The organism is Tepidimonas sp. (genome assembly GCF_036825565.1).
Classification (GTDB): domain Bacteria; phylum Pseudomonadota; class Gammaproteobacteria; order Burkholderiales; family Burkholderiaceae_C; genus Tepidimonas.
Genome location: NZ_DAISXZ010000008.1, coordinates 16814 through 31728 on the forward strand (window position 1 = coordinate 16814; position 14915 = coordinate 31728).

Annotated in this window: 14 protein-coding genes; 9 read left to right on the forward strand and 5 right to left on the reverse strand. The window is 68.1% G+C overall.

The features are described from left to right. Nucleotides 1-102: 102 nt before the first annotated feature. The 3 genes from rpmG to trxB all read right to left on the reverse strand — a co-directional run bounded on the left by rpmG (nt 103) and on the right by trxB (nt 1738). Nucleotides 103-273 carry a 50S ribosomal protein L33 gene (gene rpmG, locus V7026_RS02485; RefSeq protein WP_043698878.1) on the reverse strand — a complete coding sequence of 57 codons (171 nt, stop codon included), beginning with the start codon at nt 271-273 and terminating at the stop codon, nt 103-105. Nucleotides 274-298: 25 nt separating this feature from the next. Next, nucleotides 299-532, reverse strand: a complete 234-nt coding sequence (gene rpmB, locus V7026_RS02490) for a 50S ribosomal protein L28 (protein WP_132963501.1) — start codon at nt 530-532, stop codon at nt 299-301. A 252-nt stretch (nt 533-784) separates the two neighbouring features. After that, nucleotides 785-1738: a thioredoxin-disulfide reductase gene (gene trxB / locus V7026_RS02495; protein ID WP_334153665.1), complete on the reverse strand. Its 954-nt coding sequence runs from the start codon at nt 1736-1738 to the stop codon at nt 785-787. A 77-nt stretch (nt 1739-1815) separates the two neighbouring features. On the opposite strand from trxB, the gene V7026_RS02500 reads away from it, so the two are divergent. Both V7026_RS02500 and lolA read left to right on the forward strand, forming a co-directional pair. Further along, entirely contained in the window at nt 1816-4263 is a 2448-nt protein-coding gene (locus V7026_RS02500) for a DNA translocase FtsK (RefSeq protein ID WP_334153666.1), read from the forward strand. A 67-nt stretch (nt 4264-4330) separates the two neighbouring features. Beyond that, nucleotides 4331-4987 (forward strand): outer membrane lipoprotein chaperone LolA, encoded by a 657-nt coding sequence (gene lolA, locus V7026_RS02505; protein WP_334153667.1) that lies wholly within the window; start codon nt 4331-4333, stop codon nt 4985-4987. Between the two features lie 48 nt (nt 4988-5035). Here lolA and V7026_RS02510 read toward each other — a convergent pair whose 3' ends face one another. Then, nucleotides 5036-5647 carry a LysE family translocator gene (locus V7026_RS02510; RefSeq protein WP_334153668.1) on the reverse strand — a complete coding sequence of 204 codons (612 nt, stop codon included), beginning with the start codon at nt 5645-5647 and terminating at the stop codon, nt 5036-5038. Nucleotides 5648-5726: 79 nt separating this feature from the next. On the opposite strand from V7026_RS02510, the gene V7026_RS02515 reads away from it, so the two are divergent. From V7026_RS02515 to lysS, 6 genes are all read left to right on the forward strand, one after another. Continuing rightward, nucleotides 5727-7058, forward strand: a complete 1332-nt coding sequence (locus V7026_RS02515) for a replication-associated recombination protein A (RefSeq protein WP_334153669.1) — start codon at nt 5727-5729, stop codon at nt 7056-7058. Nucleotides 7059-7314: 256 nt separating this feature from the next. Further along, complete coding sequence (locus V7026_RS02520) at nt 7315-8244, forward strand: branched-chain amino acid ABC transporter permease (RefSeq protein WP_334153670.1); 930 nt, start codon at nt 7315-7317, stop codon at nt 8242-8244. Nucleotides 8245-8268: 24 nt separating this feature from the next. Beyond that, complete coding sequence (locus tag V7026_RS02525) at nt 8269-9369, forward strand: ABC transporter permease subunit (protein WP_334153671.1); 1101 nt, start codon at nt 8269-8271, stop codon at nt 9367-9369. A 10-nt stretch (nt 9370-9379) separates the two neighbouring features. Next, entirely contained in the window at nt 9380-10150 is a 771-nt protein-coding gene (locus tag V7026_RS02530; protein WP_334153672.1) for an ABC transporter ATP-binding protein, read from the forward strand. Between the two features lies 1 nt (nt 10151). After that, nucleotides 10152-10877 (forward strand): ABC transporter ATP-binding protein, encoded by a 726-nt coding sequence (locus V7026_RS02535; RefSeq protein WP_334153673.1) that lies wholly within the window; start codon nt 10152-10154, stop codon nt 10875-10877. 106 nt (nt 10878-10983) lie between these two features. After that, entirely contained in the window at nt 10984-12534 is a 1551-nt protein-coding gene (gene lysS, locus V7026_RS02540; protein WP_334153674.1) for a lysine--tRNA ligase, read from the forward strand. A gap of 13 nt (nt 12535-12547) precedes the next feature. On the opposite strand, the gene rpoH is transcribed toward lysS, so the two are convergent. Next, nucleotides 12548-13501: an RNA polymerase sigma factor RpoH gene (gene rpoH / locus V7026_RS02545; protein WP_443082303.1), complete on the reverse strand. Its 954-nt coding sequence runs from the start codon at nt 13499-13501 to the stop codon at nt 12548-12550. A 168-nt stretch (nt 13502-13669) separates the two neighbouring features. On the opposite strand from rpoH, the gene V7026_RS02550 reads away from it, so the two are divergent. Then, on the forward strand, nt 13670-14842 hold the full coding sequence (locus tag V7026_RS02550) for a PQQ-dependent sugar dehydrogenase (RefSeq protein ID WP_443082305.1): 1173 nt from the start codon (nt 13670-13672) through the stop codon (nt 14840-14842). Nucleotides 14843-14915 lie beyond the last annotated feature (73 nt).

The window sequence follows — 14915 nt, forward strand, 5'->3', positions numbered from 1 at the left end:
CCTGAGGCAGCGATAAAAAACCGCCAGCAACGCTGGCGGTTTTTTGTTGCGGTGATCGGAAACCGCTCGACGGATAGCCGGCCGCGCGGGTCGGCTGGCCCGTCACTTGAGCTTGGTTTCCTTGTACTCGACGTGCTTGCGCGCCACCGGGTCGTACTTCATGAACGACAGCTTATCCGGCGTCGTCTTTTTGTTCTTGGTCGTGGTGTAGAAGTGACCGGTACCCGCGGTCGATTCCAGCTTGATCTTTTCGCGTCCGCCTTTGGCAGCCATGATGGACTCCTCGTTGCGTTGGGGTTTAGGCTTGGCCGCGGGCGCGCAGATCCGCCAGCACCGCCTCGATGCCCACCTTGTCGATCAGGCGCAGCGCCGCGCCGGAGACGCGCAGGCGCACCCAGCGCTTCTCGCTCTCGATCCAGAAGCGGCGCGTCTGCAGGTTCGGCAGAAAGCGGCGCTTGGTCTTGTTGTTGGCGTGGGAAACGTTGTGTCCCACCATGGGCTTCTTGCCCGTCACTTCGCACACACGTGCCATGATGCTGGTCACTCCAATCAACGTCAGCGGTGCGGGGCGCCTCCTCGGAGGCTGGCCGCGCCGTACCTCGCCCGCGTCCTGTGCTGTGCCGCCTGCCACACGTGGAGTGCCTCGTCTGGACAATACACGGCGTGTGGACGGCTCCGGCTCGCGGGCGGCCTCATCTGCCGCCCGCGCGGCCAACCCCCTGATGGGGGTTGGCCCGCCAAAGCGACAAACCCTAGATTATAGTCCGTTTCCGCGGCGGCGGGTTTAGGCCGGTGGCTGCTGCTCCAGGAAACGCTGCGCATCCAGCGCCGCCATGCAGCCGGTGCCGGCGCTGGTGATGGCCTGGCGGTAGACGTGGTCCTGCACGTCGCCGGCGGCGAACACCCCCGGCACGCTGGTCATCGTCGCCATGCCGTCGCGGCCGCCGCGCGTGACGATGTAGCCGTCCTTCATCTCCAGCTGGCCGGCGAAGATCTGCGTGTTGGGGCTGTGGCCGATGGCGATGAAGACGCCCTGCAGCGCCAGCGCCTCGGTGGCGCCGGACTCGACATGGCGGATGCGCACGCCGGTGACGCCCTTGTCGTCGCCCAGCACCTCGTCGAGCACGTGCCAGAGCTTGAGCTCGATCTTGCCCTCGCGCACCTTGTCCATCAGCTTGTCGACCATGATGGCCTCGGCGCGGAAGGTGTCGCGGCGGTGGATCAGCGTGACCTTGCGCGCGATGTTGGCCAGGTACAGCGCCTCCTCCACGGCGGTGTTGCCGCCGCCGACGACGCAGACGTCCTGCCCGCGGTAGAAGAAGCCGTCACAGGTGGCGCAGGCGCTCACGCCCTTGCCCATGAAGGCCTGCTCCGACGGCAGGCCCAGGTACTTGGCCGAGGCGCCGGTGGCGATGATGAGCGCGTCGCAGGTGTAGGTGCCGGCGTCGCCAGTGAGCGTGAAGGGGCGGCGCGACAGGTCGGCCGTGTGGATGTGGTCGAACACGATCTGCGTCGCGAAGCGCTCGGCATGTTGCTGGAAGCGTTGCATCAGCTCCGGGCCCTGCACCCCGTGCACGTCGGCCGGCCAGTTGTCCACCTCGGTGGTGGTCATCAGCTGGCCGCCCTGGGCCAGGCCGGTGATCAGCACCGGCTTCAGGTTGGCGCGCGCGGCGTAGATCGCCGCGGTGTAGCCGGCCGGGCCGGAGCCGAGGATGAGGACGTGAGCATGCATGGACATGCCAACGATTGTACGGAGGTGTTGGGCGCCGCGCTCGGGTTAAGCTCGGGGCTGCCACCCAGCTTGCCCGTTTGACCATGAGCCGATCCGTCAATGCCCTCAACGCCGACCTGGCCCCCCCGGGGAGGGGCTGGAAGCGATTCGCGCAAGAGATTGGCTTGTTCCTGGGCGCGGTGGTGCTGGCCTTTGCATTCCTGGCCATGCTCAGCCACGATGCGGCCGATCCGGCCTGGTCTACCTCGGGCACCGGGGTGGGCTACCGCAACTGGGGCGGGCGGCTGGGGGCCTGGGTGTCGGACATCGGCCACTACCTGTTCGGTGCCTCGGTCTGGTGGCTGTTGGCCGCGGGCGCGCGCGCCTGGCTGGCGTCGCTGGCGCGCTGGTTGCGCGCCATGCCTGCACCGCCGCCCGGGCCCGCCTGGTGGCAGACGCCCGCGTGGCGCGCGGCGGCGTTTGGCGTGGCCGTGGTGGGGCTGATGTGGGCCAGTTGCGTGCTCGAATGGAGCCGGCTGACCCGCTGGGACGCCTGGGTGCCCGGGCGCATCGCGGGTGGCGTCCTGGGCGAGCTGGCCGGCCCGGTCGCCCTGCGCTGGCTGGGGGACACCGGATCGGCCCTGGTGGCGCTGGGCGTGTGGACGGTGTCGGTGGCGGTGGTGTTTCGGTTCTCGTGGGCGCAGGTGGCCGAGCGTATCGGCGCGGCGGTAGACCAGTGGATCGAAGCCCGGCGGGAGCGGCGCGAGGTGGACGAAGATGTGCGCATCGGCCGGCGGGCCGCGCGCGAACGCAGCCGCCAGGAGGCCGAGGCGCGCTCGGCGCATCCCCCGCACGAGCCGCACTTCGACGTGCCGCCGCTGGCGCCCGAGGCCGACGCAGGCCCGCGGGGCGAGGCGCCCATGGCGGTACCGCCCGAGCGGGAGAGCGCCCGCAGTGCGTCATCCAAGTCCGCCGCCCGGTTGCAGATCGAGCCCACCGTGGCCGAGGTGGAGCCCAGCGCCCGCGCCGTCAAGGAGCGCCAGCAGGCGCTATTTGCCGACGGCGAGTCGCCGCTGCCGCGGCTGGATCTGCTCGACCCGCCGGCGCGGCAGCAGACCACCGTGGCGCCCGAGACGCTGGAGATGACCAGCCGGCTGATCGAGAAGAAGCTGGCGGACTTCGGCGTCGAAGTGCAGGTGGTGGCGGCTCAGCCCGGCCCGGTCATCACCCGCTACGAGATCGAGCCCGCCACCGGCGTCAAGGGATCGCAGATCGTCAACCTGGCCAAGGATCTGGCGCGCTCGTTGTCGCTGGTGTCGATCCGCGTCATCGAGACCATCCCCGGCAAGAGCCTGATGGCGCTGGAGCTGCCCAACGCCCGGCGCCAGACCATTCACCTGAGCGAAATCCTGGGCTCCCAGGTCTACCACGAGGCCCGCAGCCTGTTGACGATGGGGCTGGGCAAGGACATCGCCGGCCATCCGGTGGTGGTGGATCTGGCCCGCATGCCGCACTGTCTGGTGGCCGGCACCACTGGCTCGGGCAAATCGGTCGGCATCAACGCCATGATCCTGAGCTTGCTCTACAAGGCCGAGCCGAAGGATGTGCGGCTGCTGCTGATCGACCCCAAGATGCTCGAACTCAGCGTCTACGAGGGCATTCCGCACCTGATTGCGCCGGTCGTCACCGACATGAAGCAGGCCGCCAACGGCCTGAACTGGTGCGTGGCCGAGATGGAAAAGCGCTACCGACTGATGAGCAAGCTGGGCGTGCGCAACCTGGCCGGCTACAACGCCAAGATCGACGAGGCGGCGCAGCGCGGCGAGTCGATCCCCAACCCCTTCAGCCTGACGCCGGAGGCGCCCGAGCCGCTGGCGCGTCTGCCGTACATCGTGGTGGTGATCGACGAGCTGGCCGACCTGATGATGGTGGTCGGCAAGAAGATCGAGGAGCTGATCGCCCGCTTGGCGCAGAAGGCGCGCGCCGCCGGCATCCACCTGATTCTGGCCACGCAGCGGCCCAGCGTCGACGTCATCACCGGCCTGATCAAGGCCAACATCCCGACGCGCATCAGCTTCCAGGTCAGCAGCAAGATCGACAGCCGCACCATCCTCGACCAGATGGGGGCCGAGGCGCTGCTCGGCATGGGCGATATGCTCTACATGCCGGCCGGCACGGGCTTCCCGACCCGGGTGCATGGCGCTTTCGTCAGCGACGACGAGGTGCACCGCGTGGTGGCCTTCCTGAAGGAGCGTTACGGCGAGCCCGACTACGTCGAGGATGTGCTGGAGAGCACCGGCAGCGACGGCTTCGGCGGCCCCGAGGGCGGTGGCGACGCGGCGGGCGGCGGCGAGAAGGACCCGCTGTACGATCAGGCCGTGGCCATCGTGCTGCAGGACCGCAAGGCCAGCATCAGCTACGTGCAGCGCAAGCTCAAGATCGGCTACAACCGCGCCGCGCGGCTGCTGGAGGACATGGAGAAGGCGGGCCTGGTCAGTGCGTTGACCGCCAGCGGGCAGCGCGACATCCTGGTCGGTGGCCGCACCGAATGAGGCGAGCGTGCCGCCGCGCCCCGGCGCAGGCGCGGAACCCCGCCACCCCCAACCCTTTCCAACCACCATGCAACGACGCTTCGCACTGCTTGCCTTGTCGGGTTCCGCCTTCGGCTGGCTGCCCCTGTCCGCCTGGGCCCAAACCGAGGGCCTGCGCGAGCTGGAGGCCTTTCTGTCCGGCGTGCAGCAGGGCCGCGCCGCATTCACCCAGACCGTGACCGCCCCCCTGCGCGAGGGCGAGACCGTGGCGCGCACGCGCACCAGCCGCGGCGAATTCGAGTTTTTGCGGCCGGACCGCTTTCGCTTTCGCTACACCCAGCCGTTCGAGCAAGTCATCGTGGCGGACGGGCAGACGCTGTGGCTGTACGACCCGGACCTCAACCAGGTGACCGCGCGCCGGCAGGCCGATGTGTTGGCCAACACCCCGGCCGCGTTGTTGGCCGCCGCCCCCGATTTGCGCGCCGTGCGTCAGGCGTTCACGCTGTCGGCGGGCGAGTCACGCGACGGGCTGCACTGGGTGGAGGCCGCGCCCAAGGCGCGCGACGGTCAGGTGCAGCGCATCCGCATCGGGTTTCGCCAAGGCCAGCTCGAGGTGCTGGACATCCTGGACAGCTTCGGCCAGCGCTCCGTCATGCGGTTCAGCCCCCTAGACCGTTCGACCCAATTCACGGCGTCGAGCTTTCGCTTCCAGCCACCCGCCGGCGCCGAGGTGCTGCGCCAGTGACGGCCGCCCCGGCCTGCATGCCCGGGCATTGCCCGGGCCATAGCCGCCTCAGCCCCGCAGAGGCAGCGCCGCGCCGATGGCCATGAAGATGCCGCCGCTGGCCTGATTGAAGCGCCGGCCCACGCGGCGCAGCCACGGCGTCAGGCGCGAGGCCGTGCTCGCAATCAGGGCCTCGGTGATCACCTCGATGACGGCAAAGGTGCCTGCCATGACCACGAACTGCCCCCACAGGCTGCGATGCGGGTCGATGAACTGGGGCAGAAACGCGGCAAAAAACAGCAGCCCTTTGGGGTTGGTGACGGCCGACAGCAGCCCCTGTCGAAACATGGACAGCCCCGAGCGCTGCTGCTGGCTGGGGTGGATGTCCATGCCGATCGGGGGCGCCCGCCAGACCTGGATGCCTAGGTACACCAGATACAGACCGCCCACCCACTTCATGACGGTGAGCCAGACCAGCGACGTCTGCAGCAGCGCCCCGATGCCAAACATCGACAGCGCAATCACCACGACGAAGCCCAGCGCCCCGCCACCGATGGTGTAGAGCGTGCGTTGCCGCCCGTACAGCGCACCGTGAGTGAGGGCCAGCAGGCCATTGGGCCCGGGCGAGAGCGACAGCCCCAAGGCCGCCAGCGCGTACAGAAGCCAGGTATCGAAAGCCATGCGGCCATCGTGCCACCGCGCGGCAGGGGCGGTCAAGGCGTGCCCGCGGCGCGGGGTGCACCTGGGCGACAATCACCGCATGGTCCCGACACCCTCTGTTCCTCTGGCCGAACGGCTGCGCCCGCGCACGCTCGCGGAGGTGGTCGGCCAGACGCACCTGCTCGGCCCCGGCATGCCGCTGCGGCTGGCCTTCGAAAGCGGCCGGCCGCACAGCTGCATCCTGTGGGGGCCGCCGGGCGTGGGCAAGACCACGATCGCGCGGCTGATGGCGCAGGCGTTCGATGCCCAATTCATCGCCATCAGCGCGGTGCTGGGCGGCGTCAAGGACATTCGCGACGCGGTCGAGCGCGCCGAGGACGCGCGCGGCGGACTGCACCCGCGGCCCACGCTCGTTTTCGTCGACGAGGTGCACCGCTTCAACAAGGCGCAGCAGGACGCCTTCTTGCCGCACGTGGAAAGCGGCCTGTTCACCTTCGTCGGCGCCACCACCGAGAATCCGAGCTTCGAAGTCAACGCCGCCCTGCTGTCGCGCGCCACGGTGTATGTGCTGCAGCCGCTGGCGGAGGCCGACCTGCAGGCGCTGATCGAGCGCGCGCTGGCCACCGGCGAGGTACCGGCGCTCGACCCCGCAGCGCGAGGGCTGCTCGTGGCCTACGCCGACGGCGATGCGCGCCGGCTGCTGAACACGCTGGAGACGCTGGCCGTCACCGCCCGCGCGCAGGGCCGTGCGGAGGTGGACGAGGCCTGGTTGCTGGCGACGCTGGGTGAGCGGCTGCGCCGTTACGACAAGGGGGGCGACCAGTTCTACGACACCATCAGCGCGCTGCACAAAAGCGTGCGCGGCAGCGATCCGGACGCGGCGCTGTACTGGTTCGTGCGGATGCTGGATGGTGGCGTGGATCCCCGCTACGTCGCGCGCCGGCTGGTGCGCATGGCCACCGAGGACGTCGGGCTGGCCGACCCGCGCGCGCTGCGGCTGGCGCTGGATGCGGCCGAAACTTACGAGCGGCTGGGCAGCCCGGAGGGGGAACTGGCGTTGGCGCAGGCGGTGGTGTACCTGGCCGTGGCACCCAAGAGCAACGCCGTCTACACCGCCTACAAGGCCGCGCGCACCTTCGTGGCGCGCGACGGCACACGCGCGGTGCCCTTGCGCCTGCGCAATGCGCCCACGGCGCTGCTGCGCCAATTCGACCACGGCCGTGGCTACCGCTACGCGCACGACGAGCCGGACGCCTTCGCCGTGGGCGAGCGCTACTTCCCTGACGGCATGGCCGAGCCGCGCTTTTACGAGCCGGTGCCGCGCGGGCTGGAGCTGCGCATCGGCGAAAAGCTAGCCGAGCTGCGCCGGCGCAACGCCGAGGCGCGTGCGGCAGCGGCGGCGGGTGCGCCGCCGGTCGGTGCGCATCATTAGATTTCCTAACGTGTAGAGAGTTTCATTTATAAACGTTCTGGTTTTCCCCGGGGGGCGCGGAAATTGCCGGGTAAACCCTAGGGTTCGGCGGGTCAGCTAGGGCAAACACGCACCGGTTGGCGAAAAACGCTTCGCTACAATCCGCCCATTCTGAACCCGCCCCAAGGCCTCACCCAGGCCGGAACTGGCGGGTTTTTTGCTAACCCGGTCAGCCAGCAGCCACCGGGGTGGTGGTTCCTCACAACGGAGAGCTCTCATGGATGTTTTGCTACAGCAGATCATCAACGGTCTGGTGCTGGGCAGCATGTACGCGTTGGTGGCGCTTGGCTACACCATGGTGTACGGCATCATCGGGCTGATCAACTTTGCCCATGGTGACGTGCTCATGATCGGCGCACTGACCAGCTGGACGATTATCGTCCAGGCCCGCGAGGCCGCGCCCGGCATGCCCGGCTGGGCTTTGCTGATTTTGGCTGCGTTGATCTCGATGGTCGTCTGCGCGGCGATCAACTTTTCGATCGAGAAACTGGCCTACAAACCGCTGCGCAACTCCCCTCGTCTGGCGCCGCTGATCACCGCGATCGGCATGAGCATCCTGCTGCAGACGCTGGCGATGATCGTGTGGAAGCCCAATCCCAAGTCGTATCCGACGCTGTTGTCGAGCGAGCCGTTCAACCTGGGCGGGGCGGTCATCTCGCCCACACAGGTGACGATCCTGGCCACCACCGCCATCGTGCTGTCGCTGCTGATGTTCATGGTCAACAAGACCAGCCTGGGCCGGGCCATGCGCGCTACCGCCGAGAACCCGCGCGTCGCCGGCCTGATGGGCATCCGGCCGGACGTGGTGATTTCGGCCACTTTCATCATCGGGGCGATGCTGGCGGCCATCGCCGGCATCATGTGGGCGTCCAACTACGGCACGGTGCAGCACTCCATGGGATTCATGCCGGGGCTCAAGGCCTTCGTGGCGGCGGTCTTTGGCGGTATCGGTAACCTGGCCGGCGCCGTGGTCGGCGGCATCTCGCTCGGCCTGATCGAATCGTTGGGGGCGGGCTACCTGGGGCCGCTGACGGGCGGCTTCCTGGGCAGCCAGTATTCCGACATCTTCGCCTTCATCGTCCTGGCCATCGTCCTGACGCTGCGTCCGTCGGGCCTGCTCGGCGAGCGGGTAGCCGACCGCGCCTGATGCGCCCGGACAGGAGATGCTGACATGAGCCAATCCAAACCATCTTCCAAGCTGGTCGTCTTTGCCCTGGCGGCCATTGGCCTGCTGGTCCTGCCGCTGCTGCTGCAGGCCACGGGCAGCAACTCGTGGGTGCGCATCGTTGATGTCGCGCTGCTGTACGTGATGCTGGCGCTGGGCCTGAACATCGTGGTGGGCTACGCCGGCCTGCTCGACCTGGGTTTCATCGCCTTCTTCGCGGTCGGCGCCTACCTCTACAGCCTGTTGGCTTCTAGCCATCTGGCGGACAACTTCCCCGCGATCGCGGCGATGTTCCCCAACGGCATCCACCTCAGCTTCTGGATCGTTATCTTCCTGGCCGCCATCCTGGCCGGCATGACCGGGCTGATGCTGGGCTACCCGGTGCTCAAGCTGCGCGGCGACTACCTGGCCATCGTGACGCTGGGCTTCGGCGAGATCGTGCGCATCTTCATGCTCAACTTGGACCGCCCGATCAACCTGACCAACGGGCCCAAAGGGATTGCCGGTGTCGATGCAGTGACGGTCTTTGGCCACAACATGGGACAGCGGCTGACGATCTCGCTTGGGGATTGGAACTACACCTTCGAGTCGGTGACGCTGTACTACTACCTGATCCTGTTCTTCGTCGTGATGACGGTGATCATCGCGCACCGCATGGGCAACTCCCGCATCGGGCGCGCGTGGATGGCCATCCGCGAAGACGAGATCGCCGCCAAGGCCATGGGCATCAACACCCGCAACCTCAAGCTCGCGGCCTTCGGCTCCAGCGCCACCTTCGGCGGCGTCGCGGGCGTGTTGTTCGCCTCGCTGATGCGTGGGGTGTATCCGGAGTCGTTCATCCTCATGGAGTCGGTCATGATCGTCGCCATGGTCGTGCTGGGCGGTCTGGGCCACATCCCGGGCGTGATCCTGGGGGCGCTGCTGCTGGCCGGCCTGCCGGAGCTGCTGCGCCACCTGGCCGGTCCGCTGCACCACCTCACCGACGGTCGTCTGGCGCCCGAGATCCTGCGCCAGTTGCTGATCGCGCTGGCCATGATCATCGTCATGCTGCTGCGCCCGCGTGGTCTGTGGCCCGCGCCCGAGCACGGCAAGTCGCTGAGCAAGTGAGGAGCACCCCATGACAGACACCATCCTGAAAGTCAGCGGCGTCTCCAAGCGCTTCGGCGGCCTGCAGGCGCTCTCCGACGTCGGTATCGAGATCAAGCGCGGCCAGGTCTACGGCCTGATCGGACCCAACGGCGCCGGCAAAACGACCTTCTTCAATGTGCTGACGGGCCTGTACACGCCCGACAGCGGCGTGTTCGAGCTGGCGGGCCAGCCCTACACGCCCACCGCCGTGCACGAGGTCGCGAAGGCTGGCATCGCGCGCACCTTTCAGAACATTCGGCTGTTTGCCGAGATGACGGTGCTGGAAAACGTCATGGTCGGCCGCCATGTGCGCACGCGCTCGGGCATCTTCGGCGCCATCCTGCGCACGAGCGGCTTCAAGGCCGAGGAAAAAGCCATCGCCGAGCGTGCGATGGAGCTGCTCGAGTACGTCGGTATCGCCAAATACGCGGATTACAAGGCGCGCACCTTGTCTTACGGCGACCAGCGCCGGCTGGAGATCGCGCGCGCCCTGGCCACCGACCCCAAGCTGATCGCGCTGGACGAACCCGCCGCCGGCATGAACGCCACCGAGAAGGTGCAGTTGCGCGAGCTGATCGACCGCATTCGTGCCGATGGGCGCACCATCCTGCTGATCGAGCACGATGTCAAGCTGGTCATGGGTCTGTGCGACCGCGTTACCGTGCTGGACTATGGCAAGCAGCTGGCCGAAGGCACGCCGGCCGAGGTGCAACAGAACCCCAAGGTGATCGAGGCCTACCTGGGCACCGGAGGACACTGAGATGGCGAACACCCTGTTGAAAGTCACGGGCCTGAAGGTCTCCTACGGCGGTATCAAGGCCGTCAAGGGCATCGACCTGGAGGTGCGCGAGGGCGAGCTGGTCACGCTGATCGGCTCCAACGGCGCGGGCAAGACCACGACCATGAAGGCCATCACCGGCATGTTGCTGTCCGAAGGCGGCGACATCGTCTACCAGGGACAGTCCATCCGCGGGGTCGGATCGTGGGATTTGGTCAAGCGCGGGCTGGCCATGGTGCCGGAGGGGCGCGGCGTCTTCACGCGCATGACCATCACCGAAAACCTGCTGATGGGCGCCTATGTGCGCACCGACAAGGCCGAGATCCAGCGCGACATCGAGCGCATGTTCGAGCTGTTTCCGCGTCTGAAGGAACGCAAGGATCAGCTCGCCGGCACGATGTCCGGTGGCGAGCAGCAGATGCTGGCGATGGCGCGTGCCCTGATGAGCCGCCCCAAGCTGCTGCTGCTGGACGAGCCATCGATGGGCCTGTCGCCGATCATGGTGGACAAAATCTTCGAAGTGGTGCGCGACGTGCACGCACAGGCCATGACGATCCTGCTGGTGGAGCAAAACGCCCGCCGCGCGCTGCAGGTGGCCGACCGCGGCTATGTGATGGACTCGGGCGAGATCATCATGCACGGCGAGGCCAAGGCCATGCTGGACGATCCGAAGGTGCGCGCCGCCTACCTGGGCGAAGCGGCCGTCTGACGGCCCGCCGATGCGGGCACGGCGGCCCCCGGCGTGGGCCGCCTACAATCGAGGGTTTTGCGGTGTGGGCCGCAAAACCCTTTGTTTTTTGCATCCCGGTGGTGCCATGACCGATTCCGTCCATCCCGTGCCCGTCGAGGCCCCGAGCGAAAACCAGCTCATCGCCGAGCGCCGCGAAAAACTCCACGCGCTGCGCGCTGCCGCCGCGCAGGGCGCCGGGCCGGCCTTCCCCAACGACGTGCGGCCGCAGCACACGGCCGAGGCCCTGCAGGCCGAATACGGCCACATGAGCAACGAGATGCTCGAGCCGCTGCAGGCCCGCGTCAGCGTCGCCGGGCGCATGATGCTCAAGCGCGTGATGGGCAAGGCCAGCTTTGCCACCGTGCAGGACGCCTCCTTCGGCCCCACCGGCGGGCGCATCCAGCTCTACCTCACCAAGGACGCGCTGGGCGAGGCCGCCTACGACGCCTTCAAGCACTGGGATTTGGGCGACATCGTCTATGCCGAAGGCACGGTGTTCAAGACCCGCACCGGCGAGCTGTCCGTCAAGGCCGACCGGCTGCGTCTGGTGGTCAAGAGCCTGCGCCCGCTGCCGGACAAGTTCCACGGCATCCACGACCAGGAGCTGAAGTACCGCCAGCGCTATGTCGACCTGATGACCGATGTCGCGGCGCGCGAGCGCTTCGTCGCGCGCAGCCTGGCCGTCACGGCCCTGCGCGAGTTCATGGTGCAGCACGGTTTTCTGGAGGTGGAGACGCCCATGCTGCACCCCATCCCCGGGGGGGCGAACGCCAAACCCTTCGTCACCCACCACAATGCGCTGGATCAGGAGATGTTCCTGCGCATCGCGCCGGAGCTCTACCTCAAGCGCCTGCTGGTGGGCGGCTTCGACCGTGTGTTCGAGATCAACCGCAACTTCCGCAACGAGGGGATCAGCGTTCGCCACAACCCCGAGTTCACCATGATGGAGTTCTATGCGGCGTACTGGAACCACGTGGATTTGATGGCGTTTACCGAGCAGCTCATCCGCCACGTGGCCCACACGGTGTGCGGTGGCGGCCGGCTCGTCTACCAGGGGCGGGACGTGGACCTGGATGCGCCGTTCGAACGCCTGACCATCCGCGAGGCGATCCTCAAGCACACCGACGCGGCCGAGCGCGTGGACGATCCGGCCTGGCTGCGCGAGCAATTGCGTCGCCTGGGGCTGGACCCCGTCAAGGACCGGCTGGACAGCCGCAGCCTGGCCGGTCTGCAGGTTCTGTACTTCGAAGAGACGGTGGAGGACAAGCTCTGGCAGCCGACCTTCATCTGCAACCACCCCACCGAAATCTCGCCGCTGGCGCGCGCCAGCGACACCGATCCGACGCTCACCGAGCGCTTCGAGCTCTACATCACCGGGCGGGAAGTGGGCAACGGCTTTTCGGAGCTGAACGACCCCGAGGATCAAGCCGCGCGCTTCCACGCTCAGGTGGCCAACAAGGACGCCGGCGACGACGAGGCCATGTACTTCGACGCCGACTACATTCGGGCGCTGGAATACGGCATGCCGCCGGCGGGCGGCTGCGGAGTGGGCGTCGACCGGCTGATCATGCTGCTGACCGACAGCCCCAGCATCCGCGACGTGATCCTATTCCCAGCCCTGCGGCGCGAGGGCTGAACCAGGGCGCGGATCAGGCGTACGCGCGCAGCGCCTGGCGCATCTTTTTCATGGCCGCCGCCTCGATCTGGCGGATGCGCTCGGCGCTCACGCCGTACTCATCTGCCAGCTCCTGCAGCGTGGCACCGCCGCTGCCGTCGTCGTTGACCAGCAGCCAGCGCGCCGTCACGATGCGGCGCGAGCGCTCGTCGAGCTGCGCCAGCGCATGTTCGATGCCCTCCGATCCCAGGCGCTCGCGCTCGCGCGCCTCCAGCACCGCGGTGGGCTCGTGGCGGTGGTCGGCCAGGTACGCGATCGGGCCGTAGGCCTCCTCCCCATCCTCGTTGGGCAGGGGGTCCAGCACCACGTCCGCGCCACCCAGGCGGGTTTCCATCTCGATCACGTCCTCGCGGCGCACGTTGAGTTCGCGCGCCACGACGTCGATTTCGGCCTCGGATAGGCGCTCGCGCGCCGCGTCCTCGTCCAGCGCATCGGCCTTGAAGCCCCGCTTGAGCGCCCGCAGATTGAAAAACAGCTTGCGCTGGGCCTTGGTGGTGGCCACCTTGACCATGCGCCAGTTGCGCAGGATGAATTCGTGGATTTCGGCCTTGATCCAGTGCACCGCGTAGCTGACCAGCCGCACGCCCTGTGCCGGGTCGAAACGCTTGACCGCCTTCATCAGGCCGATGTTGCCCTCCTGGATCAGGTCCGCCTGGGGCAGACCGTAGCCCAGATACTGGCGCGAGATGGCCACCACCAGCCGCAGGTGGGACATCACCAGCTTGCCGGCGGCCTCCAGGTCCTGGTGCTGGCGCCAGCGCTGGGCGCAATCGCGCTCCTCGTCGGCGCTGAGCAGCGGAATGCGGTTGACGGCGCTGATGTAGGCGTCCAGGTTGCCCAGCGGAGGCAGCGTCAGCGACGTGCTGGACCACGACGCCGCGGGTGCGGCGCGGGACGCAGGTGTGAGGGCAAGGGACATCGCGGTCATGGGCTCTCCTCTCCTGGATCGGTCATCATATTAGCACTCTCTGAGATCGAGTGCTAAATGCGGAGTTCCCTTCCCGATGCCCGGTCGGGGCGACGTGGGTCGTCCTCAGGCGGCCTTGGGCTGCTTGACGGCCGGCGGCCAATCGGAAACCATCCCGTCATCATGGCGATGCGTCTCCTCGGTCGTTGGTGTGCTGGGTGCCTGGGGTGGTGGGGGCTGCCCCGGGCGGTGCTGGGCGCGGGGCTGGCCCTGGTGCTGGCGGCGTCGCCGGTGCGGACGGCTGGTGCTGAGCCGGCTCGTCTGCGTGCCGAGGCGGTGGCCATCGGGCTGGAGCACCCCTGGGCGCTGGCGTTTTTGCCGGATGGGCGTTTTTTGGTCACCGAGCGCCCGGGGCGCCTGCGCGCGGTCGGGGCCGACGGCCGTCTGGGCGCGCCGATCACCGGTCTGCCGCGGGTGGATGCGGCGGGGCAAGGTGGCTTGCTCGATCTGGCGCTGGACAGCGACTTTGCCCGCAACCGCACCCTGTATTTCTGCTACGCTGAGCCGGATCCGCAGGGGCGCGGCAATTCCACCGCCCTGGCGCGCGCGGTCCTGTCGGCGGATACGACCCGGTTGCAGGATCTGCGGGTGATCTTTCGCCAGCAGCCGCGCGTCACCAGTCGCCTGCACTTCGGCTGCCGCATCGTCGAGGCGAGCGACGGTACCTTGTTTCTGACGCTGGGCGAGCGCTACCACCGCATGGCCGATGCGCAGAAGCTGGACAACCACCACGGTAAGATCGTGCGCGTGACCAAGGACGGCGCCGTCCCGCCCGACAACCCGCTGGTGGGCCGCGCAGGCGCCTTGCCCGAGATTTGGAGCTGGGGCCACCGCAATCCGCAGGGGGCCACTTGGGGCCCAGACGGCCGGCTGTGGATGCACGAGCACGGCCCGCAGGGCGGCGACGAGCTGAACCGCCCCGAGTGCGGCGGCAACCACGGCTGGCCGATCGTGACCTTCGGCGAGCAGTACGGCGGCGGGCGCATCGGCGAAGGCACGCACAAGCCCGGTATGGTCCCACCGCTGTACCACTGGACGCCCTCGATCGCGCCCTCCGGCATGGCGTGGCTGACCAGCGACCGCTACGGAGCGGCCTGGCGCGGCAATCTGTTCATTGGCGCGCTGCGCGGCCAGCACCTGGTGCGGCTGGAGCTGGATGGCGCGCGCGTGGTGCGCGAGCACCGCCTGTTGACCGAGCTGGGCGAGCGCATCCGCGATGTGCGCCAAGGGCCGGATGGTTGGCTGTATGTGCTGACCGACGCCCCGGACGGGCGTCTGCTGCGCCTGCGCCCCGCGCCCTGAGCCACGGTCTGGGTATCAGCGTGGGTGGCAGGCTGGGGGTGGCAAAGGGTGCATCCTGGCGTAGACTGTCCGC

Excerpts from the sequence above, each read along its gene's own strand:
- V7026_RS02515 (WP_334153669.1), top strand. The coding sequence starts at position 5,727 with ATGGTCCCGACACCCTCTGTTCCTCTGGCCGAACGGCTGCGCCCGCGC.
- rpmB (WP_132963501.1), bottom strand. The coding sequence starts at position 532 with ATGGCACGTGTGTGCGAAGTGACGGGCAAGAAGCCCATGGTGGGACAC.
- V7026_RS02535 (WP_334153673.1), top strand. The coding sequence starts at position 10,152 with ATGGCGAACACCCTGTTGAAAGTCACGGGCCTGAAGGTCTCCTACGGC.
- rpoH (WP_443082303.1), bottom strand. The coding sequence starts at position 13,501 with ATGACCGCGATGTCCCTTGCCCTCACACCTGCGTCCCGCGCCGCACCC.
- V7026_RS02530 (WP_334153672.1), top strand. The coding sequence starts at position 9,380 with ATGACAGACACCATCCTGAAAGTCAGCGGCGTCTCCAAGCGCTTCGGC.
- V7026_RS02520 (WP_334153670.1), top strand. The coding sequence starts at position 7,315 with ATGGATGTTTTGCTACAGCAGATCATCAACGGTCTGGTGCTGGGCAGC.
- lolA (WP_334153667.1), top strand. The coding sequence starts at position 4,331 with ATGCAACGACGCTTCGCACTGCTTGCCTTGTCGGGTTCCGCCTTCGGC.
- V7026_RS02550 (WP_443082305.1), top strand. The coding sequence starts at position 13,670 with ATGCGTCTCCTCGGTCGTTGGTGTGCTGGGTGCCTGGGGTGGTGGGGG.
- V7026_RS02510 (WP_334153668.1), bottom strand. The coding sequence starts at position 5,647 with ATGGCTTTCGATACCTGGCTTCTGTACGCGCTGGCGGCCTTGGGGCTG.
- lysS (WP_334153674.1), top strand. The coding sequence starts at position 10,984 with ATGACCGATTCCGTCCATCCCGTGCCCGTCGAGGCCCCGAGCGAAAAC.
- V7026_RS02525 (WP_334153671.1), top strand. The coding sequence starts at position 8,269 with ATGAGCCAATCCAAACCATCTTCCAAGCTGGTCGTCTTTGCCCTGGCG.
- trxB (WP_334153665.1), bottom strand. The coding sequence starts at position 1,738 with ATGTCCATGCATGCTCACGTCCTCATCCTCGGCTCCGGCCCGGCCGGC.
- V7026_RS02500 (WP_334153666.1), top strand. The coding sequence starts at position 1,816 with ATGAGCCGATCCGTCAATGCCCTCAACGCCGACCTGGCCCCCCCGGGG.
- rpmG (WP_043698878.1), bottom strand. The coding sequence starts at position 273 with ATGGCTGCCAAAGGCGGACGCGAAAAGATCAAGCTGGAATCGACCGCG.